The following is a 24036-nucleotide window of genomic DNA, read 5'->3' on the forward strand; positions in this document are numbered from 1 at the left end:
ATTTGCTTGGTTGCTGGTTTCATACACCAATATACAAAAATTAAAACTTATCCTTTGCAGCTTTCATAAAACGACTTGCAAATACAAAGTCGTTAAGTTCTTGTATATCAGTATGCGCAATCTCTTTATTGCTGCCTTCCCAGAATTTTTTTCCTTCATGTAGAAAGAGGATATAATCGCCGATTCCCATTACGGAGTTCATATCATGGGTTACCACAATGGTAGTAGTTTTGTATTCTTCTGTAATTTCTTTAATCAGTTCGTCGATAACGATAGATGTTTTAGGATCCAAACCCGAATTGGGCTCATCACAGAACAAATATTTTGGGTTCATAGCAATGGCGCGCGCAATACCCACACGCTTCTTCATCCCACCTGATAATTCTGCAGGATAAAGTTTATTCTTGCCTTCAAGATTAACACGTTCTAAACAGAAGTTAACACGTTCTAATTTTTCCTTACGGGTTTGTTCAGTAAACATGTTTAGCGGAAACATCACATTTTCTTCCACCGTCATACTGTCGAATAAAGCGGAACCTTGAAACAACATACCAATTTCTTTCCTTACCTCAATCCGCTCTTCATAGCTCATCGGGGTAAAATCTCTTCCGTCGTATAAAACTGAGCCCGAATCTGGTTGATGTAAACCTACCATACATTTTAATAAAGTAGTTTTTCCAGAGCCAGAACCACCAATAATCAGATTGGTAACCCCTTCTTCAAACTTTCCGGAAATGCCTTGTAGTACATCATTACCAGAAAACGATTTATAAATGTCTTTGATTTCTATCATTACAATAACAATTGGGTTACGATATAATCGCAAGCTAAAATGGAGATACAACTAATTACAACGGCTCTTGTACTGGCCTGAGATACCTCTAAAGCACCACCTTTAACATAAAAACCTTCGTACGCAGGTACAGAGGTGATAATGAAACCGAAAACAAATGCTTTCACCAAAGCCACCGTGATGGTATATGGATTAAAATCTGTAGTAATACCTTGCATATATTCTGCCGGAGTAACTGCTCCTGATAATGACCCACCAAGGTAGCCACCAGTAATACTTAAGAACATTGAAATAATTACCAACAAGGGCACCATGGTTATACCCGATATGATTTTGGGTAAAATCAGGTAACCAGGGGCATTAATACCCATGATCTCCAAAGCATCAATTTGTTCCGTTACCCTCATGGTACCGATTTCAGAAGAAATGGCCGATCCTATTTTACCAGCCAATACAATAGCACTAATGGTTGGACTTAATTCCAAAATACTTGAGTCGCGATTTACAGATCCGATAATGGTTTTAGGTATGAAATCACTAACCAGCTGGAAGGCAATTTGTAAGGTCATTACAGCGCCGATAAAGGTAGAGATGATCGCAATTAGCCCTAATGAGCCAACTCCAACATAATCCATCTGCTTTGCTATCTCCTTAAAATATATCTTAAATTTTTCCGGCTTTCTAAATACAGATTTGAGTAGCAGTATGTACCTGCCGAAATTGGTAAAATTCATTCCGTATGTGTTGCTTAATTTAAATGTTCAACTTTATAATACTACAAAGAAACGATAAAAAAGTTGTCGGACTTTGCTAATTGTAAAAATATTCGTGGTTTTGAATATAAATATGGTTTTTTGTTAACAAAAATTAAACCACAAAAATAATGAAAGCCATCATAACAGGGGCTACCAAAGGAATTGGTAGAGCTATAGCGATTAAACTTGCCGAAAATGGATACGATTTAATTTTAGTTGCCCGCAATCCTAAAGAATTGGATAATTTCCGTGTCGAGTTATTGGCGTTAACAAAGGGAGTTTTGGTTTATGCCCTAGATTGTTCGGATAAAGGTCAAGTACAAAAATTTTTAAAAAATGCGGAAGAGGATTTCGGCTTTGTTGATGTGCTGGTTAATAATGTAGGCACTTTTATGCCAGGCAGTTTGTTGGATGAGGCCGATGAGGTGTTCGAAAAACAACAAAACATTAATGTAAATGCAGGGTATTATTTCAGTAAGTTTTTTGGGAAAAAGATGCGTGCCCAGAAGAAGGGGCATGTTTTCAACATTTGTTCGGTTGCCAGCAAAGCACCAGTAAAAAATGGAGGAAGTTATAGTGTAACAAAAGCAGCGATGTTAAGTCTTAATCATGTATTGCGGCAAGAGTTAGCCCCGTACAACGTTAAGGTTACCGCATTTTTGCCTGGTTCAACGAAAACAGCTTCCTGGGAGGGAACAACCATTCCCGATGAGAAGTTTGTACAACCAGCGGATATTGCAGATACTTTATTTACCATTTTAAACTTAAGTAAAGGGGTAAACGTTGATGAGGTACTGATAACGCCGCTTGATTTTTAACACAAAATGAACAACGTTATGGAAAAGAAGCTTTTTAGAAACGAACACGATAAAATGATTGCTGGTGTGGCTTCGGGACTTGCAGATTATATGCAGGTGGAAGTAACCATAGTTAGATTATTGTTTGCATTATCTGCCATATTTATGGCTGGAGGTGGCCTTGTTGCCTATATTGTGATGTGGATTATTGTACCTGTTAATAATGATCCGGCAGCAAGATTTTCAAAATTCAATGATTATTTTAATAAAAATAACCCTAATGCTGCACCTTTTGGTACGGGGAGCGTAAACTGGACACAGCCTGTTAATGAAGGAGCAGAGAAAAAACCTTTCGAAACACAAGCAGACTTTAGCAAATTTAATAAGCCAAATGATACGGGTCGTATTATCGGTGGATTGATTTTATTAGTAGTTGGTTGTTTTTTCTTAACCCGTGAACTGGGATTAATTCCTTACTGGATTAGCTTCAGAAACCTTTGGCCAATTATCTTCATCGCACTGGGAATTAGCATCATTGCAAAATCCAAAAGAAAAAACGAGTGGAAAGAATGGCAGAACCAACAAACTGCTGAGCAGCCCAAAACTGAAACGGTTTCTGATGCCATAATTGTTGAAGAAAAACCGGCAGCTCAAGATGAAAATAACACAACACCTAATAACCCTCAAGTATAAATATTATGAAACTAGATAGATTAATTTGGGGTATTTTACTGCTTTTTATTGGCGGTGTACTCCTACTCGAAAACTTTGGCGTAATCGATTTTTACTGGCGATCCGTTTGGCATTTCTGGCCAGTGTTTCTGATCATAGCCGGTGTAAACATTTTGTTTAACAAAAATAACTCGCAAACAGGTCATATTATCTCTTTGGCTGTATTGGTGGTTTCATTAACATTTCTCTTCTTCAAAGGGCAGGAAAAACCAGCTAATTCATGGTGGGGAAGACATCATAAAGATCTAGATATCCATATTGATGACGACGATGATAAAGACACTGCTTTTAACCGCTTAAATTTAGTTGAGCCATTTGTTGCTGCTGATAGTGCGAAGAAAACAGTGCTAAATATATCAGGAGGAGGGATATCCTTTAAATTAGATGGGGAAACTTCAGAATTGATCAATGCCGACATCACTAAAAGACATGGGAATTTTTCCTTAAAAAAGCTGGTTACCGATAGTGCTACCATTTTAACCCTCAGTATGGATGACAGAAAAGGCAAATGGAAGTTTAATGATAATGGTAATGATGTGGATTTTAAGTTGAATAAAGCTGCCAATTGGGATATAATTATGAAGCTCGGAGCAGGCGAAGCCGATCTTGATTTTTCAGGATATAAAGTGCGTACCTTCCGTTTTGATGGTGGAGCCGCAGCATTGGATATTAAAATGGGCGACTTATTGCCTATTTCCGATGTTATCGTGAAATCAGGTGTAGCAGACGTTAAAATTAAAGTTCCAGCAAATTCAGGTTGCAGAATCAACACTAAAACAGGTTTGTCTGCCAAAGATTTTGAAGGATTTGAAAAACTGAGTGATGGCGTTTACCAAACTTCCAACTATAAAACATCAACAAAAAAAATCTTTATCAATTTAGACGGCGGATTGAGTAACTTTGAAGTAGAAAGATATTAGGATAATCTGGGTGCAATGCCCAACATCCTTAAATTTTCAAAGAAACTACCCAAAACCGCATGAATCCTGATAAACCGTATACTGTTGTTATAAATGGAAAGCCAACAGGGCCGTATAGCCTGAACGAACTCAATGCATTAAATATTTTACCCAATACATTTATCAGGAAACCAGGAATGGACGACTATAAAGAAGCTCACGCAATACCGGAATTGCGTGAGCTTTTTGGTTTTAAGTTTCAGAAAACCGCCCCACAGTACTTCGCGGCATTTGATCAGCGGCTGCTCGCCTCAGTAATAGATCATTTTCTGATTGTAATCGTCTATAGCGTAATCATTTTGACAAGTTATATTTATATCCAGGAAAAGCAAGAGCGGATTATGGCTTTCTTATTGCCATTTCCCTTGGTGTTTTTAATCAAGCTGATTTATGCCAGCTTCGCCGAAGCTTCAAAAAGCCAGGCCACCATAGGAAAAAAACTGTTAAACATTAAAGTAACGGATTTGGAAGGCAGCCGAATTTCAATAGGGATTTCTTTCGTTAGAAATTTTTCTAAAATACTCTCTGTTATTCCTTTCTTCTTTGGCTATCTGTATAGTTTTCTCAATAAGAAAAACCAGTGCTGGCATGATATCGCGGCAAATACTTTGGTTATTAAAGATCGGTTGATTTAACTGCTACTGCGAAGGCAGAAAGTGAATGGTATAAACGCGCTTAGCTTGCCTTAACCGCGTAATGGTTGAAAGTAAAAAGCATAGTCAAAACAATTTAAAGCGCTACTTTTTTCTTTTACAACATTCCAACATTAAAACAATTCAACAATCATTATCTTTGCATCGCATGGAAAATATATCGGAAAAGCATATTCTAGAAGGTGGTTATTGTAACAGTTTAACCCAATATTCGAGGTTTTTAACACGTGAAGTTAATATCGGAGATATTGCACTGGGTGGCCATAATCCAATCCGCATTCAGTCAATGACCACTACCGATACCATGGATACCTTAGGTACGGTTGAACAAACCATCCGTATGGTAGAATCTGGCTGTGAGTATGTGCGAATCACAGCGCCAAGTATTAAAGAGGCAGAAAACTTAGCTAATATTAAAAAAGAGTTACGCTACCGCGGATACAATGTGCCCTTAATTGCCGATATTCATTTTACTCCTAATGCAGCTGAAATGGCGGCACGAATTGTAGAAAAAGTTCGTGTAAATCCAGGTAACTATGCAGATAAAAAGAAATTCGAAAATATTGATTATACCCAGGATGCTTATAATGCTGAGTTAGATCGCATTTACAAAAAGTTTATTCCGCTGGTAAAAATCTGTAAAGAATATGGCACTGCCATGCGTATCGGTACCAACCATGGTTCGCTATCCGATCGGATTATGAGCCATTATGGCGACACGCCGAGGGGAATGGTAGAGTCGGCAATGGAATTTATCCGCATGTGTGAAGACCAGCAATATTATAATCTGGTAATTTCTATGAAAGCCAGTAATACTCAGGTTATGGTGCAGGCTTACCGTTTGCTGGTAGAAACAATGACCAAAGAGGGGATGAATTACCCTTTGCACCTGGGGGTAACAGAAGCTGGAGATGGAGAAGATGGTCGTATAAAATCGGCTGTGGGGATTGGTACATTGTTAGAAGATGGTTTGGGCGATACCATTCGGGTTTCTTTAACTGAAGATCCTGAATTTGAAGCACCTGTAGCAAAGGCACTGGCAGATCGTTATACCAGGAGAAGTTTGGAGCAGCTTGAAAAACGTACAGCTCCTCCCGTTCAATATTCAACTTATAGTCCTTACGAGTACAACCGTCGCATTACAGAACCAGTTCAACATATTGGAGGGCATCATCATCCATTGGTGATGATTGATGTTTCTAAAGAAAACCTTAAAGATCCGTATTTCCTGACTGCTGTAGGCTACAACTATAGTGCAGGTCTGGATAAATATAATCTCGCCGATCAGGCATGCGATTTAGCTTACCTGGGGGATAATCTCCCTTCTTTTTCTTTTCCGGGTAACCTGAAACAGGTATACAACTATAAAACCTGGTTAGGTTTGAAAGATAAGCACAATGCGCATCCTCTTTTCTCTATGGAAGAATTCAATCAAGCTTCGCTTAAGGATGAATATTTGAATTTCGTTCAGCTTGATGCAGATGGATTAAACAGTTCAGTTCAACAGTTAAACAACACAGTTGTCTTAATCCTTGAAACATCAGCTGCGCACGGCATGGCGGCACAACGATCGTTTTTTATAACCTTACAAGATCAAGGCCTTCAGCTTCCGGTAATTATCAAACGAAGCTATACTGAGGTAGATGCTGATAATTTAATGCTCTACGCCGCTACAGATTTAGGTGCATTATTAACAGATGGCTTTGGCGACGGGGTTTGGATTGATTCGCCAGGTCAGAATTTAGCACTGATTAATTCTACCAGTTTCGGTATTCTGCAGGCTACCCGTACACGGATTAGTAAAACAGAATATATTTCTTGTCCGAGTTGTGGCAGAACACTCTTTGATTTGCAGGAAACAACCCAATTGATACGCTCCCGTACAGATCATCTTAAGGGAATAAAAATCGGTATTATGGGTTGTATTGTTAACGGGCCAGGTGAAATGGCCGATGCAGATTATGGTTATGTTGGCACAGGGCCAGATAAAATTACCCTTTACAGAGGCAAAGAAGTAGTGAAAAAAAATGTAACTACTGCATATGCACTTGATGAACTTATTGGTATTATCAAGGATGATGGTAACTGGGTTGAGAAATTATAAGTTCTTAGTCATAAGTCGGAAAGTTGTAACCGCTCAACGCTTGCTAATTTTTAACGGAGAAATCTTAAATTGCTTTCATGAATCTGTTGGAGTTTCAATCCATATTTAATGAGCTAAGAAATATACTCAGCCGGCAAGGCTTAACGGGGAATGAACTGATATATGCTTATTTTTTTATAGGCTTAATAGGCGTTGTCCTTTTTTTGTTCATCACTATCTTTATTACGCGGCAGGTATTTATTGCTGCAGTTAAGAGTGCAAAAACAAAGTCGGATTGGCAGAAAGCACTTTTTGAATTTAGGGTTTTTAGGGCTTTTGCTTTAATTTTTGGTGCCTATATCATTTATAATGTTGTTCCATATCTGTTTATAGATTTTAAAACTGCACTATTTTATGCACTGATTTTTGCCAAAATCTATATCGTGCTGGCCGTTATGTTTGCGGTAAATGCCTTTCTTAACGCCCTGGTTTCCATTATGGAAGCCTCTAAAAAATATGCCGATAAACCAATCAGGAGTTATAAACAGGTAGCAAAAATTGTTTTTTACATTGTTGGTTTTGTACTGATACTGTCTATTATTTTGGGGGAATCTCCCTTGTATGTTTTTGGTGGTTTTGGTGCGGTAACTGCAGTACTTATCCTCGTATTTCGTGATCCTATTTTAGGTTTTGTTGCCTCAGTACAAATGAGTGCAATAGATTTGGTACGGGTGGGCGATTGGATAACTGTAGAAAAATATGGGGCAGACGGAGAAGTAACAGAGATTAACCTGACCACCATCAAAGTAAGAAACTGGGATAAAACAGTTACAATTGTACCCAGCTATGCCATTGTAAGTGAATCTTTTAAAAACTGGAGAGCGATGGAAGAAAGTGAGGGGAGAAGAATTAAACGGCACATCAATATTAAAATATCCAGTATTAAATTTTGCGATGAAGAATTGATTAATCGATTGAAAAGCATTGACTTTTTGAAAGATTATCTGCGCGAAACACAAGAACAAATTGAAAGGTTTAATGCAGAAAATACCGTAAATCCTAATAATCTGGTAAATGGCCGGCACATGACGAATATTGGTACATTCAGGGTCTATGCCGAGAAATACCTGGAAACCAATCCTTATATCAATACCGATATGACCTTTATGGTAAGGCAGCTTCAGGCTACTGAAAACGGACTGCCCATCGAGATATACGTATTCTCCAAAGAAAAAGGATTAAAGAAATTTGAAGAAGTTGCAGCCGATATTTTCGATCACCTTTTAGCAACTGTGCCTTATTTTGATTTGGAGATTTTCCAAAGCCCAAGCGGCAGTGATATGCGCCAGTTTATTAATAGAACATAAAAAATGGCGACTCAAGGTCGCCACCAATTCTATTATTCTTCCCTTAAAAATACCAAACATTTTTCGCAAACCTTAAATAAAAGTGGCGGTAGGTTGTCGTTTTCATAAGGCTGCGAGGCTCCGTATACATGATTGGCCCCTTCTATTTTAACCAATCTGCTACCTGGATTAGCCTCTGCTAATTTTTGTGCAGTTTCAAATGGTACATTTACATCTTCATCTCCATGGATAATTAACCAGGGTATGTTGATCCGCTTTGCAGCATTTATAATATTTAAAGTTTCAGCATTCGCTTCAAAATCCTCTAACAAAGTCACATTTAATGGCATCTTCTCCTTGGTTCTGGCATTGGTGACTTCTATTTTTCCAGTCTTTCTCCATTCTGTTTCCTGTTCTTTTTTCCAAAGACTATTAAAGCTTTCAATTGCACTCCAGGTAATAAGTTTATGGATGCGTACATCATTCGCGGCCTCAATAATGGTTAAGCCGCCGCCACGGCTATGTCCAATCAAATTAAGTTGAACATCCTTCCCATATGATTTTTCTATAAAATCCAATACAGCAGTTAAATCAAACAGCTCTTTAGAAACCGTATTGCTGGCAAAAGCATCTAAATCAGTTACGTCTTTTGGGTTATCAGCGGGTACACCACTGTGCGATAAATTAAATTTAATATAACGATATCCGTTGGCAGCAAAATAACGGGCAACTAAATTATGAGCTCCCCAATCTTTAAAACCTTTAAAGCCATGTACAAATAGCACTATTGGCGTATGAGGGTTTTTGTCATCAAATGTAATATCGCCGATAATTAATTTTCCATCAGCGCCTGTAAGACTGAAATCGCTTTGTGTAATCATAATTTTTAATTTTTTCCCCTAAAAGCATACGGTTCAATGCGCAAATAAAGGAAACTTTAGCATCATTTTTTAAAATTCTCCTGGTATATGCTGCCTAAAACATCTATAAAAATCGAAATGTTAGTCTTATTTATGCAATAATTGGTGTAATCTTTATACTCCAACGCAAAAAAGGTGCTTTTTCAATCCTAAAAATATAGACAGGTATGAACGCTGAGCGCATTAAAATAATTAACAGGGCAGCCTCCTTTCTGGTTTTTGAAAATAGTAATAATATACCCAAATAATCTCTATGAATCCCCTCATGTAGATTAAAAATCATCAAACAGGCAACCAATTAAGCATAATTTCGTAATATACCTTAGTGGAAATAAAGTGATTAATACCGGCAACAGTTTAGGAAATGGCATAGAAATAAAGCAGTATTTGTATCGCATAAATGTTATGTAATCTGTAGCTGTTTATTTAAAACCATTCTAAATTGCCCTAAATTACAGGTTAATGACAGTGAACTTAGCGCTGCTTGATTACTTTTGTATCCCGATAATAGTTAATAACGGAAGCAATTGGAATATTTCAAAGTAATCGCTTTTACGCACCATCATATAGACCTAAAATCTTTAGGGAAGTTAGTTATTTGCGACGAAAGTCTTGATAACAGGTTAAAGAATATTCAGGCAGAACTTCCTGTGAGTGAAATCTTTTATATAGGAACCTGTAATCGTGTAGAATTTGTATTCTTAACCAAAGAAAAAACCGATAAAGAATTTGTAACCAAATTTTTGAGGGTTTTAGATATGGGTTTGCCAGAAGAATTTTTAGAACGCTTTATAGATAATGTTTCTGTATACGAAAACGAAGATGCTTTCAATCATTTATTAAGAACTTCCTGCTCTTTAGAGAGTTTAGTAGTTGGCGAAAAAGAAATTTTAGCACAAATCAGAAGGGCTTATGAAAGTTGTCGCGATGCGGGCTTTACTGGTGATTACATGCGCATGATCATGGATCGTGTGGTAAAAACAGCTAAAGAGGTTTACACCCACACCAACATTTCAAAAAATCCGGTTTCTGTAGTTTCACTGGCTTATCGCAAGCTTAAAGAACTAAACATGTGTGGTAATTCGCGCATTTTAATTATCGGTGCCGGAGAAACCAATCAAAACATTGCTAAATACCTCAATAAACATAAGTACTCAAACTTTTCAATATTTAATCGTACACTTTCTAAAGCACAGTCGTTAGCAGAAGAATTGAACGGCAAGGCCCATACTTTAGATGCACTTGAAGATTTTAATGAGGGGTTTGATGTAATTATTACCTGTACAGGTTCTACAGAGCCAATTATTACCGAAGAACTTTATGCTAAGTTGCTTAACGGCGATACAGGTAAAAAAGTTATTGTAGATCTGGCAATTCCTAATGATGTAACACCTGCTGTGATTCACCATAACCCTGTTCACTACATCGAGGTCGAATCGTTGAAAGAAGTAGCACGCAAAAATATTCAGGAGCGTTACAACGAACTGGTTCATGCAGAGGAAATCATCAAAAATAACATTGCTGAATTTTTCTTGGTGTTAAAACAACGCCGCATTGAATTGGCCATGCAAGATGTTCCCCGTAAAATTAAGGAGATTAAAAACACTGCGATTAATGGGGTTTTTGCAGATGAAATCAGCCAGATGGACGATGCATCACGTGAAGTTTTGGAACGCGTAATGAATTACATGGAGAAAAAATGTATCAGTGTTCCGATGATCATGGCTAAAGAGATTTTAGTTAATCAATCTTAAAATAAAGTTTAATCTTAACAAATATTTGAAAAGCATTTGCAGTGCCGGTAGGCTACTGCAGTCCCGCTATTCATTTCTGCCGTGAAAAACGGCATCCATTGCTATCGGGTTTAGTTAAGGTATGACTGTGCCCCGAAACTGTAGCCCGGACAACACAAATAAAGTTATGCTTTTCGCTTTAGTGGTTTTCTATTCTCAGCCAACTGGCTTGTAAACAGCGCTGCGATATGGGGATAACTTCTTCATACTATCAAAAATATTTTAACTTTATTTGAATATGTTTCATTAATGACGAATTGTGTAACCTCACTGTCTCATTTTTAAACATTTTGTTAGATAAAGCGGTAATTACCTTAAATTTGCATTTCATTTAAATTTGATAGTGAAGAAATTAATCATTGGAACACGCGGAAGCGATCTGGCCTTATGGCAGGCAAATCATATTAAAGATGAGTTAGCCGCAATTGGCATAGAGGCGGAACTTAAAATCATTAAAACTCAGGGCGACAAAATTCTAAATCTTCGATTGGATAAATTAGAGGGCAAAGGATTTTTTACCAAAGAACTAGAAGAAGAGCTTTTAGGCGGCACTATCGATTTAGCCGTGCACTCACTGAAAGATCTTCCCACCGTGCATCCGGCAGGTTTGGTTATCGCTGCTATTCCTCCAAGAGAAGAAGCAACCGAGTACCTCTTGATTTTAAAAGATTGTGTTGATATTTCTCAGAAACTATCACTTAAAAAAGGCGCTATGGTTGGTACTTCTTCCAATCGTCGAAAAGCACAATTATTAGGTTTACGTCCGGATCTGGAAATAGAAGATTTGCGTGGAAATGTACCTACGCGGATTCAAAAGCTTAGAGACGAAGATTATGATGCCATTATGCTGGCTAAAGCCGGAGTAAAGCGTTTGGGACTGGATTTAAGTGATCTGCATATCGAAGAACTTGATAATACGGAATTTATCCCTGCACCTGCACAAGGTGCTTTAGGCATCCAGATCAGGGAAAATGATTCTGAGCTGTTTGAATTGCTTCAAAAAATAAATAACCCATCAACAGCTGAAGAAGTAGCTGTAGAAAGGAAAGTGCTTAACCTTTTCGAAGGAGGATGCCACATGCCTTTGGGTTGTTATTGTAAAAAGGAAAACGGATACTTTGAAGTTTGGACAGCAAAGGCTGAAACTGCTGAAGATTTCCCTGAGCGTTTATTCTTAAGGGCAGAAACTACAGAGGGCCTTGCAGAAAAAATCGTTGCTAAATTTAGTGGGGAACGGAAAAAACCAGGTAAGGTGTTTATTTCACGTGAAATTGGTGAGCACAGTTATTTCCGTCGTGCATTAGAAAATAACAATATTGAAATTGAAGGTCGTTCGCTGATTCGGACCTTCCCAATCGTCACGGTATTAGATCAATTCATTTTGCGGCATGTAGATTGGATTTTCTTCAGTAGCCGCAACAGTGTGGATTACTTCTTCAATTTAAAACCGATTTTACCTAAAAAAGCCAGGTTTGGTGTGGTTGGAAGAGGTTCTGAAGATGCTTTAAGGAAATATGGTCATTTTGCAGATTTTGTGGGCACCAGCGGCGATATTACTGAAGTGGCAGAAGATTTTGCACAATTGGTTTCAGAGAAACACGTATTGTTTCCGCGTGCGCAAGATTCATTGCAATCAATCCAAAAATCGCTGCCTGCAGATGCTAAGATAATCGATTTGCCAATTTACGAAACTGTAATTGAAGAGAATATCGATCAAAGCCATGCTGATGTATTAATCTTTACCAGTCCCTCGAATGTAGATGCTTATTTTGTAGATAATCTATTGGAGCCTGGCCAACAGGTAATTGCTATTGGTAATTCTACAGGTAAAAAATTTGATGAAATGGGTGTAAAATATACTTTACCTTATTCGCCAGATGAGATTGGTTTGGCTGAAGCGGTATTTGGGATTGATATTAGATAGCAACAAAATATAAAAGTAGTTAGTAATTAGTGCTTGGTATTTAAACGTTATACTAATTTCCTCCTCATTATTTTAATGAAATTGTTATGGCACTTTCATAAGTCAATTCAATGGAGAGCCTGAAGTAAAATTACACTACTTGATACTAAAAAAAATAAGTAGAAGGTAAAAGTTTAAGGCATTTAGTCTTGATACTTGCTACTCACTACTTGATACTAAAAAAGGTAGAAGATAAAAGTTTAAGGCATTTAGTCTTGATACTTGCTACTCACTACTTGTGATACTAAAAAAGGTAGAGGGTAAAAGTTTAAGGCATTTAGTCTTGATACTTGCTACTCACTACTTGTGATACTAAAAAAGGGTAGAAGGTAAAAGTTTAAGGCATTTAGTCTTGATACTTGCTACTCACTACTCACTACTTGATACTAAAACAATAATTATGTTAAATCGTCCGCGTAGATTAAGGAAAAATCCTTTAGTGAGAGAGATGGTAGCCGAAACCCGGTTATCGAAAGATATGTTTGTGTACCCATACTTTGTTGTTCCGGGTACTAATGTTACTCATGCCATCGATGCGATGCCTGGTGTAAACCATTATTCTATCGATAACTTAATTAAGGATGTAGAATCCGGTCTGAAAAAGGGGCTTAACAAAATCATGCTTTTTGGTGTTGGAGATGAAAAATCTGCGGATGCCAAATCTGCTTACCATGATCATTCATTGGTACCGACAGCTACCCGAGAATTGAAAAAACAATTTGGCGATGATTTATACCTCATTACCGATGTTTGCGTTTGTTCTTATACTACACATGGGCATTGTGGTATTTTAGAAAATGATTATGTTCAAAATGATAAAACGGTAGAAGTTATTGCCAAAATGGCTTTAACTCATGCCGAAGCAGGTGCAGATATGTTTGCACCATCTGATATGATGGACGGTAGAATTGAAGCTATGCGTAACTTGTTGGATCAGAATGGTTTTGTGAATGCAGCCATTATGAGTCATGCTACTAAATTTGCGTCGGCATACTATGGCCCGTTTAGAGAGGCAGCCGATTGCGCACCAAGTAAGGGCGACCGAAAGGCTTACCAAATGGATTTTAGAAACCCTGGCGAAGCACTACGTGAAGCACAGTTAGATGAACAACAAGGGGCAGATGTTTTAATGGTAAAACCGGGCTTGGCTTATTTAGATATTATCCACCGCTTAAAACAAGATACCAATTTACCTATTGCGGTTTACAATGTATCTGGAGAATATTCGATGGTGAAAGCCGCCGCAGAAAAAGGCTGGATTGATGAGCAAAAAGTAGTGATGGAAACCATGCATGCTTTCGCACGCGCTGGTGCCAGTATCATTACCACTTACCACATAAAGGATATTTTAAATAACGATTGGCTTTAAAAAGTTGTAAGTACAGGTTATAAGTTTTACGTTTTGACGTGCACTTAAAACTTAATGCGTACTACTTAAAACTAAAATGATGTTAGATTCACTAAAAAAAATGTTTTCAGGCAATGAAGCCGATGTTCCCGTAAATACCGGAAGTAAACCTGATATTTCCAGAGTAAAATCTGCCGAACTGTACGAGAAATCCAAAACCTATTTCCCTGGAGGTGTTAACTCTCCGGTAAGGGCTTTTAAGTCTGTGTATGGAACACCTTTGTTTATCGAAAAAGGTGATGGTTGTTACATCTGGGATGCTGATGGAAATCAGTTTATTGATTTTTGTGGTAGCTGGGGACCTTTGATTTTAGGTCATAATAATCCTAAAATCAGAGAGAAGGTGACGGAAGTGATGCAAAATGGAATGAGTTTTGGCGCACCTACAGCTTTGGAAAATGAATTGGCAGAGTTAATTATTAAAAATAATCGCTTTGTAGAAAAAATTCGTTTTACAAGCTCTGGCACAGAGGCCGTAATGTCGGCAATTCGTTTAGCAAGAGGTTTTACCGGTCGCGATAAAATCATCAAGTTTGAAGGTTGTTATCATGGTCACAGTGATTCTTTATTGGTTAAGGCGGGATCCGGATTAGTTACGTTTGGTGAAACTTCATCTGCTGGTGTACCTAAATCTTTTGCCGAAGAAACAATTGTTATCCCTTTAAATGATACAGGTGCAATTGAACAGGCTTTTAACCAGTTCAAAGATCAGGTCGCTGCGGTAATTATAGAAGGGATTCCTGCCAATAACGGCTTAATTATGCAAGATGAGACGTATATTAAGTTTTTAAGGAGCATTTGTACTGAAAATGGTTCGTTATTGATTTTCGACGAAGTTATTACAGGATTTAGAGTAGGTTTTGAAGGTGCTGCGGCGCATTATGGTATTGCACCAGATATTGTTACCTATGGTAAAATTATAGGTGGTGGTTTGCCAGTGGGTATGTATGGGGCCTCTAATGAAATAATGGCACATATTTCTCCAGATGGAGGTGTGTACCAGGCAGGAACCTTATCGGGTAATCCTGTGGCCATGGCAGCGGGTATAGCTACTTTAACAGAATTAAATAAATCTGGCTTTTACAAAGATTTGAATACCAAAACACAGGATTTTGTAGCCAGTATTCAGCGTTTTGCTACAGCAAGAAATTACAAATTTAAAGTATTTACTGTGGGATCAATCTTCTGGTTTGCTTTCACCGAAAAGGATAAAATTCAATCTGCTGATGATATTGATGCAGGTAGCATGGAGAAATTTAAGGTGATGCATCGTGAACTACTTAACCGTGGTATTTATTTAGGACCTTCTGGTTATGAGGTTGGTTTCGTATCTTCAGCACATACAAAAATTGAATTAGAGAAAGCAAAAAGGGCAATCTTTGAAGCCTTAGATTTAGTGTTTAAAAAATAAATTCTTTTAACCGGAAAGATTTGGCATGAAAAAGTCCATTATCATATTCTACTGTTTATTGCTTTATGCGTTAATTCAGTTAATTTCCTGGGGTACTTTGGTCGTGCGCTTGCAACCAAGCCGCATGACCATGATTATGGGAGAAGGCTCTGTATTTCTGTTTTTGCTTTGTATTGGTGGATATTTTCTCCATCAATCACTAAAAAAAGAAGATAAATTAAGAGAGCAACAGCAGAACTTTTTAATGTCGATTACCCATGAATTAAAATCTCCCCTGGCAGCAATCAAACTTTCTATCCAAACCATTGTTAAAAGAGATTTAGATAAAGCCCGGCAAACGTCACTGCTCAATAATTCACTTAAGGATATTGAGCGATTGGACGATTTGGTAGAGAATATGCTTTTAGCAACAAAGATTGAAAACCGTTCTTATAGTTTTCCTAAAGAATCATTTAACTTCTCTGAATTGGTTTATAAAATTACAGATCGGTTACAGGTACATTCATGCGGATGCGAACAAATCATTAATGCTAAAATTCAGCCAAATTTGCAGTTAGAAGGTGACAAATTTGCCTTATCGTCAGTGGTAACGAATTTGATAGAGAATGCGGTAAAGTATTCAAACCCTTGTGATGAGATAAATGTGCTTTTAGATAAAGTTGACGGGCATATTATGCTGCGTGTAGCAGATAAGGGTCCTGGTATTTCAGATGCCGAAAAAATGCTGATATTTGATAAATTTTACCGCGTTGGTAATGAGAATGTCAGAAAAGCGAAGGGAACTGGTTTAGGCTTGTTTATTGTGAAAGAGGTATTACAACATCATGACGCTGATATTATAGTTAAAGACAATCAGCCTCAGGGAAGTATTTTTGAAGTAACATTTAGTTAATCTCAATTATGTCACAAAAATTAAGAATTCTGTTGGTAGAAGACGAGGACCACTTGTTAGATGCCATTAAATTAAACCTCGAACTTGAGGGTTATAAAGTTCACGCCGTTAAAGATGGCAAAACCGCTCTTAAAGTATTTAAAGAAGAACGCTTTAATCTAATTATTTTAGATGTTATGTTACCAGAAATGGATGGTTTCCAGGTTTGTGAAACAATCCGTTTAGAGAACACTGAAGTTCCGATTTTATTCTTAACTGCGAAGAACACATCAGAAGATCGCGTATTAGGCCTTAAAAAAGGAGCTGATGATTATTTGGTAAAACCTTTCAACTTAGAAGAATTAATTCTTCGTGTAGGTATTTTAGTTAAACGCAGCTTAAAGTCAGACGATTTAAAAGAGTTAAACTCTTATAAAATTGGGGATAAAACCATCTATTTTAATTCTTTCGAATTGAAACATGATGACGGAACGATAACTCCACTGACGAAAAAAGAAACCATGTTATTAAAGCTTTTAATTGAGCGTAAAAATGATGCCGTTTCTCGTGAGCAGATTTTGGAAACGGTTTGGAATTATGACGTTTATCCTTCAACAAGAACGATCGATAACTTCATTTTAACTTTCCGTAAGTATTTTGAACCAGATCAAAAAAATCCTGTTTATTTTCACTCTATTCGTGGTGTTGGTTATAAATTTACCGATAGTCATTAATGTATAATAATCTAGGCAGGTATGCTTTAATGGCAGTGTTTATACTAGCTGCCCTGGTGTGTGTGATTTACAAGCAATACCAGTTAGCTGCGGTTTCCGGTTTTTTATTTGCATTCTTAGTTTGGAGTCATTTTAAGCACAGTTCAGTTTTGATGGCTTCAAAGTATTTTAAGAACAAAGAATTTGGAAAAGCCCGTGAAATGTTGGCTGAAGTAAAAAAGCCCGAACAGTTGGCTAAAAGCCGCCGTGGTTATTATGAGTTTATGCAAGGCGAATTAGCCCTAAAAGACGAAGATTACGATAAGGCAGAATATCACTTCCAGGTAGCCAGTCGTTATGGTGTGGGAGGTAAAACACAAAAGGCCTATGTCGTAATCCATTTGGCTAATCTGGCCTTAAGGAAAAAAGATAAAGAACGGGCAGAAGCTTATACCAAATTGGCAAAGGAATTGGCTGAAACGCAAAGATCAAAAGATATTATTGTCAAAATAGAACGAGAAATCAGCAAGTTATAATATTAATATTGTCATTTTGAGAAACGAAGCACCAGTTTAGGAATAAAAAGGTACTTCGTTTTTTTTTTATTTATACCTTTGCGCAATTAAAATTTTTAAGATATCGGAATCGCCGTGCCAGATTATTTCGGCACGTTGTTAATAATAAGACCCTGGGAATAAATTCCAGGTGGCGACCGAGGGATGACAAATACAAATCATGAAGAATAATTTATTTTTAGACGCTGCATTTTCGAAACAAACTGAACGCCCACCAGTATGGATGATGCGTCAGGCTGGTCGTTTTATGCCACAATATTGGGAGATTAAAAACAAGTACTCGTTCTTAGAAATGTGTAAAACTCCTGAGATTGCAGCTGATGTAACCATGTTGCCAGTTGATTTATTAGGCATTGATGCAGCAATATTATTCTCAGATATTTTAGTAACAGGTGAAGCTATGGGGGGCGATTTAAGTTTCACCCAGGGCGTTGGTCCTAAATTTGCCAACCCGGTTCGTACAGCAAAAGATGTAGAAGCGCTAAACGTAGATTGTTTGGATGAGCTTCAATATGTTGCAGATGCCATAAAGGTAATTCAACAAAGATTAAATGGCAGCATTCCATTAATCGGTTTTGCAGGGGCCCCTTTTACTGTAATGAGTTATCTGGTTGAAGGCGGATCTTCTAAAGATTTTAAGTTAACGAAGTTGATGTTGCATAACCAACCAGAACTTGCACACCAACTTTTGGCTAAAATAGCTAAAGTAACTGCCGAATACTTAAACCTTCAGATTGCTGCTGGTGTAAATGCAATTCAGATTTTTGATAGCTGGGCATTAGCTTTATCATGGAACGACTACCAGGAATTCTCTCATCGTTATATTCAGGAGATCATTTCTAATTTAAACAGAAAAGATATTCCGGTAATTTCTTTCTGTAAAGGAAGTTCTGTTTTTGCACCCATTATGGCCGAGGCGAAACCTGATGTAATTTCTGTAGATTGGAATGCAGATTTATTAAACATTAAAAATGCTTTACCAGCAGGTATTGCCGTGCAGGGAAATCTGGATCCCCATATTTTATATGCTGATAAACCTGTAATTAAAGCGCAAATCCACAAGCTTTTCGAACGCATGCGCGGTACTGAAGGCTTTATATTTAACTTAGGTCATGGCATCATGCCTGATATTCCTTTCGATAACGTGAAGTACGCTATTGAAGTGGTAAAGGAGTTTAGGTATTAACCCTTCAATCCGATTCAGGAGAATTTGACTACAGGTAAAAATTGATTATATTTGAATATGGAAACATTAATTATCGATATTCCTGAAAATAAAAGTTTATTAGTAAAAAGCTTATTAAAAGAGCTTGGTGTTACTATTCATAAAAAAAATACCAAGAAAGCTAGTATTCCAAATAAACTTACGCGCAAAACGATTGAAGATGCACATAAAGGAATTGGAATTGGAGAACCCATAAAGGATATAAAATCATTCCTTGGTTCTTTATAATGTTTACTTTAAAAGCTACGAATCAATTCAAAAAGGATGCAAAAAAAGTAATCAAAAGAGCATCTGAAAATTTAGATTTGATAGAGGATTTCTTGAAAAAATTGCAGGCTAACGGTGCAATTGGTATCGAAAAAAAACATCGTCCTCATAAACTTACTGGGAACTACAAAGGCAATTGGGAAGCTCATATTAAACCTGATTTGCTACTTATCTGGTTCGAAATAACGAAGGAAAATGAAATTATTTTGTTAAGGTTAGGCACACATTCTGATTTATTTTAAATCATCTCTTAAGTTACAACAGTAAATGATAGAAACATTATTGCCTTATTACCTATACTTTAAAGCAGTACACATTGTGTTTGTTATCAGCTGGATGGCTGGTTTGTTCTATATTTTGAGCTTATTTATCTATCACACAGAAGCCAGTGATAAGCCTGAACCAGAAAAAAGTGTTTTGGTTAAGCAGTTTATAAAAATGGAGGCTACTTTATGGAAGATTATTGCTACACCTGCGATGATTATTTCTGTAATAGCAGGTGCCGGAATGTTGACATTAAATTCTGGACTCCTTCAAATGGACTGGATGTGGGTTAAGCTTGGTTTTGTTGTTGGACTACTCATTTATCACTTTGTCTGTCAAAACATCGTTAAACAGCTTAAAAATGGCCAATACAAGCTCTCTAGCTTTCAGTTGCGTTTATGGCGGGAGTTAGCTACCATCTTTATGATTGCCATTGTTTTTGTGGTAATCTTAAAAAATGCGCTCAATTGGGTTTACGGTCTTATTGGCATTATGGGCGTTGCTATGGCCATAATGATTGCGGTTAAGTTGTACAAGAATTATAGGTTACGGAAATAAACCTGAGGACCAAAGCAGAAAAACAAAAGACTACAGTCCTAAAGTCCATTGTTTTCTTTTCGTCAACTTGTATTCAATCTTGAGATCTGAATCTTTCTACTTTATATTTTACGGAAAAACTATCCTAAATTTGGGCGATAAAATCCAAGCTCATGTTTAAAACCGAGGGTCTGAAAAAGGCCGTACTTTTTATATCTCTTATTTCCAGTACCTATATTGCATCAGCACAATTCAATCAATCGGCTTTTGAAAATAGAATCCGCCCTGATAGTAGTCTAACAAATGAAATTCATTTTAATTTCTACAACTTAAACTATGTTCGTAATTATGAGTATACCAACGATTTTCATGATGGATATACACTATACGGAACACAGTTGCAACCACAAGTAACCTACTATGCACACCCCAATCTGGCCATCACTGCAGGTGCTTTTATTCGCAAAGATTTTGGGAGAAATGGCATTACTGATGCAAAACCTTTATTTAACCTAAAATATCATAAAAGAAACCTTACACTAATTTTCGGAAGTTTGGAAGGCGGGATTCAGCATAAATATATTGAGCCGCTTTACGACTTTGAACGAACGCTTACGAACCCAATAGAATATGGTACACAGTTATTAGTCGAAAGAAAACGGTTTAATCTTGATGCCTGGATTGCCTGGCAAAAAATGATTTATACGGGAGAGGCAGCAAAGGAGGAAATAATAGGTGGCTTATCTACCGAGACTACACTTGCAGAAAGTAATGGCTGGAAGTTTAGTATTCCTGCTCAGTTTTTAGTTTTCCACCAGGGTGGTCAAATTGATGTTTTGAAAGAGATTCCTATAACAACGATGTTTAATGGAGCTGCTGGTTTAAAATTACATAAGCAGATTAATGAAAATATTAAACAGATTTATACCGACAACTATGTAGCTGCTTATAAAGATTTTTCTCCAGATAAACGAAGAGTCTATGAGGGTGGCTTTGGATTGTGGTTAAATGCAGGTGTAGAAAGTAAATGGGGCAGTTTGGTTGCAACTTACTGGAAAGGGAACAATTTCATCTCTATCAAAGGAATGCCATTGTACGAGTCTGTATCTTATAATCTTTATAGCCCTGGCTTAACCCAAAGTAAAAGAAATATTGTAGCCTTAAGATATGTTTACCAAAAAGAACTGATCCCACATTTTTACCTCGACGTACGTTTTGAACCCCATATTGATTTAGATAATTCTGATAAGCAACTTCAGTTTAATCACTCGTTTTTCTTAACTTATAAGCAAGACTTTAAATTGTTTAAGACAAAAAAATAAACTCACAGGGCTCGGATTAATCTGAGCCCTGTGAGTTTAAAGCGATAGTGGGCCAGCTTTGGTTTTTAGCACAAACGTTGTTAGATAAACCCGATAGCAGTGGTGCCGGTTCTTCACCGGCAGGAACGAATAGCGGGGCTGAACTGAAAAAGTACCACTATCTTTGCTTTTTCTGGTAAAAATAATAAGTTGATAATCAGTCTGTACTGATGTTTTTTTAACTTTATTTAACTTTTTTATAATTCCTATGCAACCATTGTTTGTAATCTGCCATCTTCTATTTACAAACACATAATGAAATTGACGCATACCTATACAATAAACGATTTGATGGAAGGCTGCAAAGCTGGCAACCGGAAGATGCAGGAAATGCTATACCAGCAAACTGCATCGAAAATGCTTGCCGTTTGCATGAGGTATGCCAAAGATAGGATGGAGGCTGAAGATGTGCTACAAATGGGGTATATTAAAATCTTTCAAAAGATAAAGGAATACAGAGGAGAGGGGTCATTTGAAGGTTGGATTAGAAGAATTATGGTTAATACTGCAATTGAGAGTTATCGCAAAAATTTACGGGGATTAACAGTTGTGGAAATTGATGAGGCTTACGAACAACCTTCTACCGGATTTGATTTTAGCCGATTAGGCATGCAAGATTTAATGAAGGTTATACAGAAATTAGCAGACGGCTACAGAATGGTTTTTAACATGTATGTAATTGAGGGCTATTCGCATAAAGAAATAGGAGAAGCACTTGGTATATCCGAAGGAGCCAGTAAATCACAATTATCGAGAGCACGAGCAATATTAAAAGAAGAAATTTTAAAAATGGAGGGCTTTGGTTATGCAACCTATACAGGATAAAGATTTTGATCAGCTATTTAAGGATACTTTTGAAAATGCTGAAGTTGCCCCCTCAAAAAATCTGTGGGCTAACATTGAAGCTGAGATAGCTCCAAAGCAAAAAAGAAAACTGCCAGTTTTATGGTTAGCAGCAGCGGCAATTTTGGTCGTTGTTACTGTTGGAATTTTGATCAGCAAACAACAGGAGGTGGTTGGCCCTGGCAGCAAGTTTGCTACTATTATGCGTAAAGCTAAACCAACTGTTGTGAAGGTGCCTGTTGAGGATGCAGTAAAAAATACCGTTTCTCCAATTGAACCAAAGAAGCCAGCTTCATCAAAACGAGATTATTTACCGAAGAAAAAGGTAACACAAGCTAAACCTCTCGATCTGCCAAAAGTTATAACCACCGATCAACAGATTAAACGGGATGTTCAACTGGCTCAAAATAATGATATTAAGCCGCAGGATCAGGATGTTTTAAAACAAAGGATTGATGCAGCTATACAACAGCCTAAGGAAGAGCAGCTTATTGCCAGCAATCCGGCTGCAGTTAAGGCTGATGAGCCCGTTAATGATGACGATCAAAGCTTCAAGAACATTAAGAATGTAGGTGATGTAGTTAATATCATTGTTAATAAGGTTGATAAAAGGAAAGATAAGTTCATTCAGTTTAGAACAGATGATGATGATTCTTCACTTTCTTCTATTAACATTGGCCCTTTTAAAATAGGTAAACGCAATAAGAAATAGGTCTGTTTTCTGTTAACAATTGACAGTTTTAAGTTAACATTTAGCCGATTAGTTAAGCAATTAAATAGTTCAACAATTAAAAACGCACTATAATACACACAATATGAAACGTCTAATTTTCACAACACTTTTGGTAAGCGGACTTGCCGGTGTTATGGCTCCAGGTGCTTTTGCACAACAAGATAGTACGAAGAAGAAATCCGATTACAGCGAAGGCCATGGGATTATCATTAAAACCCATGCAAGTGATTCCACAAAAAAAGGTCGTTTTGTAGGTGGTATTACTTTCACCAGAGTGGATTTAGGCTTTTCCAGATTAATAGATAACGGGAGTTTCAATCTCTCTCCAACCAATGAATTTTTAGATTATAAAGGAGGGAAAACCAGTACATTCTCTTTTGATGTTCTGCAGTTCGGTTATCGTTTCAATTCAAATTTCAAAATTTATGTGGCGGGTGGTTTCGACTGGACACTCATTCGCTTAAGAGATAATATTACCATTCAAAAGAATTCTCCGGCTTTAACTTATGTGACAGAACCCATTGAGTTTTCTAAAAATCGTTTCTCTAGTAGCTACGTGCATATTCCGTTAAACTTCGAGTTCCGCACCAAAGAAAATGATCGTGGTAAAAGATTCTATTTTGTATTAGGTCCAGAGGTGAGTTTCTTATTGAATGGCAAGATTAAGCAAATTAGTGACGAACGTGGTAAGGAGAAGTTTTACGATAATTATCACTTCCAATCGGTGCGCTACGGAGGTACGTTTAGATTTGGCTACGGCGGTTTAGGATTGTTTACCAAGTACTATTTCAACGATATGTTCAATACTCCGGCACAAGCAGGTTTGAAAAATATGAGTTTTGGTATTACCTTTGGTTTGAATTAAGACACAACAACACAACAAATAAATTAAATCCTGTTTCGGTTAGGCGAGACAGGATTTTTTGTTTACAAGATTTTTAGGAATTGCTCAGGTGTTAAAATACTGAGTTTACTTTTTTATAATCTTTTATATTTCTGGTGATAATAGTACTTATAGATCCATCATTTTCAGC

24 protein-coding genes are annotated in these 24036 nt (G+C 37.1%); 21 read left to right on the forward strand and 3 right to left on the reverse strand.

Annotation, left to right across the window (positions count from 1 at the left end; translation table 11 throughout):
* Positions 1–40 precede the first annotated feature (40 nt).
* Positions 41–793, reverse strand: a complete 753-nt coding sequence (locus ACQY77_RS17585) for an ABC transporter ATP-binding protein (protein WP_421940995.1) — start codon at positions 791–793, stop codon at positions 41–43.
* A complete protein-coding gene (locus tag ACQY77_RS17590) occupies positions 793–1527 on the reverse strand; it encodes an MlaE family ABC transporter permease (RefSeq protein ID WP_421940994.1) in 735 nt (244 codons plus the stop codon). The genes ACQY77_RS17585 and ACQY77_RS17590 overlap by 1 nt, the downstream gene beginning before the upstream one ends.
* Before the next feature lie 149 nt (positions 1528–1676).
* Between ACQY77_RS17590 and ACQY77_RS17595 the strand changes: the two genes are divergently transcribed.
* From ACQY77_RS17595 to ACQY77_RS17620, 6 genes are all read left to right on the forward strand, one after another.
* A complete protein-coding gene (locus ACQY77_RS17595; RefSeq protein ID WP_421940993.1) occupies positions 1677–2366 on the forward strand; it encodes an SDR family oxidoreductase in 690 nt (229 codons plus the stop codon).
* Between the two features lie 18 nt (positions 2367–2384).
* The gene (locus tag ACQY77_RS17600) at positions 2385–3038 is read left to right on the forward strand and encodes a PspC domain-containing protein (protein ID WP_421940992.1); all 654 of its coding nucleotides are present in this window, start codon (positions 2385–2387) and stop codon (positions 3036–3038) included.
* 5 nt (positions 3039–3043) lie between these two features.
* Positions 3044–3997 carry a LiaF transmembrane domain-containing protein gene (locus ACQY77_RS17605; RefSeq protein WP_421940991.1) on the forward strand — a complete coding sequence of 318 codons (954 nt, stop codon included), beginning with the start codon at positions 3044–3046 and terminating at the stop codon, positions 3995–3997.
* A gap of 59 nt (positions 3998–4056) precedes the next feature.
* Positions 4057–4671, forward strand: a complete 615-nt coding sequence (locus tag ACQY77_RS17610) for an RDD family protein (protein WP_421940990.1) — start codon at positions 4057–4059, stop codon at positions 4669–4671.
* A gap of 166 nt (positions 4672–4837) precedes the next feature.
* A complete protein-coding gene (gene ispG, locus ACQY77_RS17615; protein WP_421940989.1) occupies positions 4838–6793 on the forward strand; it encodes a (E)-4-hydroxy-3-methylbut-2-enyl-diphosphate synthase in 1956 nt (651 codons plus the stop codon).
* 77 nt (positions 6794–6870) lie between these two features.
* Positions 6871–8139 carry a mechanosensitive ion channel family protein gene (locus ACQY77_RS17620; RefSeq protein ID WP_421940988.1) on the forward strand — a complete coding sequence of 423 codons (1269 nt, stop codon included), beginning with the start codon at positions 6871–6873 and terminating at the stop codon, positions 8137–8139.
* Positions 8140–8171: 32 nt separating this feature from the next.
* Here the strand turns inward: ACQY77_RS17620 and ACQY77_RS17625 are convergent, their stop codons facing one another.
* The gene (locus ACQY77_RS17625) at positions 8172–8999 is read right to left on the reverse strand and encodes an alpha/beta hydrolase family protein (protein ID WP_421940987.1); all 828 of its coding nucleotides are present in this window, start codon (positions 8997–8999) and stop codon (positions 8172–8174) included.
* 566 nt (positions 9000–9565) lie between these two features.
* Here ACQY77_RS17625 and hemA point away from each other — a divergent pair.
* The 15 genes from hemA to ACQY77_RS17700 all read left to right on the forward strand — a co-directional run bounded on the left by hemA (position 9566) and on the right by ACQY77_RS17700 (position 23867).
* On the forward strand, positions 9566–10792 hold the full coding sequence (gene hemA, locus ACQY77_RS17630; protein WP_421940986.1) for a glutamyl-tRNA reductase: 1227 nt from the start codon (positions 9566–9568) through the stop codon (positions 10790–10792).
* Positions 10793–11174: 382 nt separating this feature from the next.
* On the forward strand, positions 11175–12755 hold the full coding sequence (gene hemC / locus ACQY77_RS17635) for a hydroxymethylbilane synthase (RefSeq protein WP_421940985.1): 1581 nt from the start codon (positions 11175–11177) through the stop codon (positions 12753–12755).
* 439 nt (positions 12756–13194) lie between these two features.
* Positions 13195–14163: a porphobilinogen synthase gene (gene hemB, locus ACQY77_RS17640; protein WP_421940984.1), complete on the forward strand. Its 969-nt coding sequence runs from the start codon at positions 13195–13197 to the stop codon at positions 14161–14163.
* 79 nt (positions 14164–14242) lie between these two features.
* Positions 14243–15613, forward strand: a complete 1371-nt coding sequence (gene hemL / locus ACQY77_RS17645; RefSeq protein WP_421942419.1) for a glutamate-1-semialdehyde 2,1-aminomutase — start codon at positions 14243–14245, stop codon at positions 15611–15613.
* 25 nt (positions 15614–15638) lie between these two features.
* Positions 15639–16505: a sensor histidine kinase gene (locus ACQY77_RS17650; protein WP_421940983.1), complete on the forward strand. Its 867-nt coding sequence runs from the start codon at positions 15639–15641 to the stop codon at positions 16503–16505.
* An 8-nt stretch (positions 16506–16513) separates the two neighbouring features.
* A complete protein-coding gene (locus ACQY77_RS17655; RefSeq protein WP_090883492.1) occupies positions 16514–17218 on the forward strand; it encodes a response regulator transcription factor in 705 nt (234 codons plus the stop codon).
* Complete coding sequence (locus tag ACQY77_RS17660) at positions 17218–17733, forward strand: hypothetical protein (protein WP_421940982.1); 516 nt, start codon at positions 17218–17220, stop codon at positions 17731–17733. Before ACQY77_RS17655 ends, ACQY77_RS17660 begins: the two co-directional genes overlap by 1 nt.
* A gap of 199 nt (positions 17734–17932) precedes the next feature.
* Positions 17933–18958 (forward strand): uroporphyrinogen decarboxylase, encoded by a 1026-nt coding sequence (hemE, locus tag ACQY77_RS17665; protein ID WP_421940981.1) that lies wholly within the window; start codon positions 17933–17935, stop codon positions 18956–18958.
* A 57-nt stretch (positions 18959–19015) separates the two neighbouring features.
* Positions 19016–19225, forward strand: coding sequence for a hypothetical protein (locus tag ACQY77_RS17670; RefSeq protein ID WP_421940980.1), 210 nt, complete (start codon positions 19016–19018; stop codon positions 19223–19225).
* On the forward strand, positions 19225–19506 hold the full coding sequence (locus ACQY77_RS17675; RefSeq protein ID WP_421940979.1) for a type II toxin-antitoxin system YafQ family toxin: 282 nt from the start codon (positions 19225–19227) through the stop codon (positions 19504–19506). Before ACQY77_RS17670 ends, ACQY77_RS17675 begins: the two co-directional genes overlap by 1 nt.
* Before the next feature lie 25 nt (positions 19507–19531).
* Positions 19532–20086: a CopD family protein gene (locus tag ACQY77_RS17680; protein WP_421940978.1), complete on the forward strand. Its 555-nt coding sequence runs from the start codon at positions 19532–19534 to the stop codon at positions 20084–20086.
* Positions 20087–20238: 152 nt separating this feature from the next.
* A complete protein-coding gene (locus tag ACQY77_RS17685) occupies positions 20239–21387 on the forward strand; it encodes a hypothetical protein (protein WP_421940977.1) in 1149 nt (382 codons plus the stop codon).
* Positions 21388–21681: 294 nt separating this feature from the next.
* Positions 21682–22251: an RNA polymerase sigma factor gene (locus tag ACQY77_RS17690; protein WP_421940976.1), complete on the forward strand. Its 570-nt coding sequence runs from the start codon at positions 21682–21684 to the stop codon at positions 22249–22251.
* Complete coding sequence (locus ACQY77_RS17695) at positions 22232–22981, forward strand: hypothetical protein (RefSeq protein WP_421940975.1); 750 nt, start codon at positions 22232–22234, stop codon at positions 22979–22981. The genes ACQY77_RS17690 and ACQY77_RS17695 overlap by 20 nt, the downstream gene beginning before the upstream one ends.
* Positions 22982–23084: 103 nt before the next feature.
* Positions 23085–23867, forward strand: a complete 783-nt coding sequence (locus ACQY77_RS17700) for an outer membrane beta-barrel protein (RefSeq protein ID WP_421940974.1) — start codon at positions 23085–23087, stop codon at positions 23865–23867.
* Positions 23868–24036 lie beyond the last annotated feature (169 nt).

This window comes from Pedobacter sp. (assembly GCF_965279535.1).
GTDB lineage: Bacteria > Bacteroidota > Bacteroidia > Sphingobacteriales > Sphingobacteriaceae > Pedobacter.

What these genes read in the sequence shown, in the direction of transcription:
- hemL (WP_421942419.1), top strand. Translation starts at nt 14,243, where the DNA reads ATGTTAGATTCACTAAAAAAAATGTTTTCAGGCAATGAAGCCGATGTT.
- ACQY77_RS17700 (WP_421940974.1), top strand. Translation starts at nt 23,085, where the DNA reads ATGAAACGTCTAATTTTCACAACACTTTTGGTAAGCGGACTTGCCGGT.
- ACQY77_RS17690 (WP_421940976.1), top strand. Translation starts at nt 21,682, where the DNA reads ATGAAATTGACGCATACCTATACAATAAACGATTTGATGGAAGGCTGC.
- ACQY77_RS17605 (WP_421940991.1), top strand. Translation starts at nt 3,044, where the DNA reads ATGAAACTAGATAGATTAATTTGGGGTATTTTACTGCTTTTTATTGGC.
- ACQY77_RS17675 (WP_421940979.1), top strand. Translation starts at nt 19,225, where the DNA reads ATGTTTACTTTAAAAGCTACGAATCAATTCAAAAAGGATGCAAAAAAA.
- ispG (WP_421940989.1), top strand. Translation starts at nt 4,838, where the DNA reads ATGGAAAATATATCGGAAAAGCATATTCTAGAAGGTGGTTATTGTAAC.
- ACQY77_RS17695 (WP_421940975.1), top strand. Translation starts at nt 22,232, where the DNA reads ATGCAACCTATACAGGATAAAGATTTTGATCAGCTATTTAAGGATACT.
- ACQY77_RS17625 (WP_421940987.1), bottom strand. Translation starts at nt 8,999, where the DNA reads ATGATTACACAAAGCGATTTCAGTCTTACAGGCGCTGATGGAAAATTA.
- ACQY77_RS17590 (WP_421940994.1), bottom strand. Translation starts at nt 1,527, where the DNA reads ATGAATTTTACCAATTTCGGCAGGTACATACTGCTACTCAAATCTGTA.
- ACQY77_RS17620 (WP_421940988.1), top strand. Translation starts at nt 6,871, where the DNA reads ATGAATCTGTTGGAGTTTCAATCCATATTTAATGAGCTAAGAAATATA.
- hemE (WP_421940981.1), top strand. Translation starts at nt 17,933, where the DNA reads ATGAAGAATAATTTATTTTTAGACGCTGCATTTTCGAAACAAACTGAA.
- ACQY77_RS17585 (WP_421940995.1), bottom strand. Translation starts at nt 793, where the DNA reads ATGATAGAAATCAAAGACATTTATAAATCGTTTTCTGGTAATGATGTA.
- ACQY77_RS17670 (WP_421940980.1), top strand. Translation starts at nt 19,016, where the DNA reads ATGGAAACATTAATTATCGATATTCCTGAAAATAAAAGTTTATTAGTA.
- ACQY77_RS17685 (WP_421940977.1), top strand. Translation starts at nt 20,239, where the DNA reads ATGTTTAAAACCGAGGGTCTGAAAAAGGCCGTACTTTTTATATCTCTT.
- ACQY77_RS17655 (WP_090883492.1), top strand. Translation starts at nt 16,514, where the DNA reads ATGTCACAAAAATTAAGAATTCTGTTGGTAGAAGACGAGGACCACTTG.
- ACQY77_RS17680 (WP_421940978.1), top strand. Translation starts at nt 19,532, where the DNA reads ATGATAGAAACATTATTGCCTTATTACCTATACTTTAAAGCAGTACAC.
- ACQY77_RS17595 (WP_421940993.1), top strand. Translation starts at nt 1,677, where the DNA reads ATGAAAGCCATCATAACAGGGGCTACCAAAGGAATTGGTAGAGCTATA.
- ACQY77_RS17610 (WP_421940990.1), top strand. Translation starts at nt 4,057, where the DNA reads ATGAATCCTGATAAACCGTATACTGTTGTTATAAATGGAAAGCCAACA.
- hemB (WP_421940984.1), top strand. Translation starts at nt 13,195, where the DNA reads ATGTTAAATCGTCCGCGTAGATTAAGGAAAAATCCTTTAGTGAGAGAG.
- ACQY77_RS17600 (WP_421940992.1), top strand. Translation starts at nt 2,385, where the DNA reads ATGGAAAAGAAGCTTTTTAGAAACGAACACGATAAAATGATTGCTGGT.
- ACQY77_RS17650 (WP_421940983.1), top strand. Translation starts at nt 15,639, where the DNA reads ATGAAAAAGTCCATTATCATATTCTACTGTTTATTGCTTTATGCGTTA.
- ACQY77_RS17660 (WP_421940982.1), top strand. Translation starts at nt 17,218, where the DNA reads ATGTATAATAATCTAGGCAGGTATGCTTTAATGGCAGTGTTTATACTA.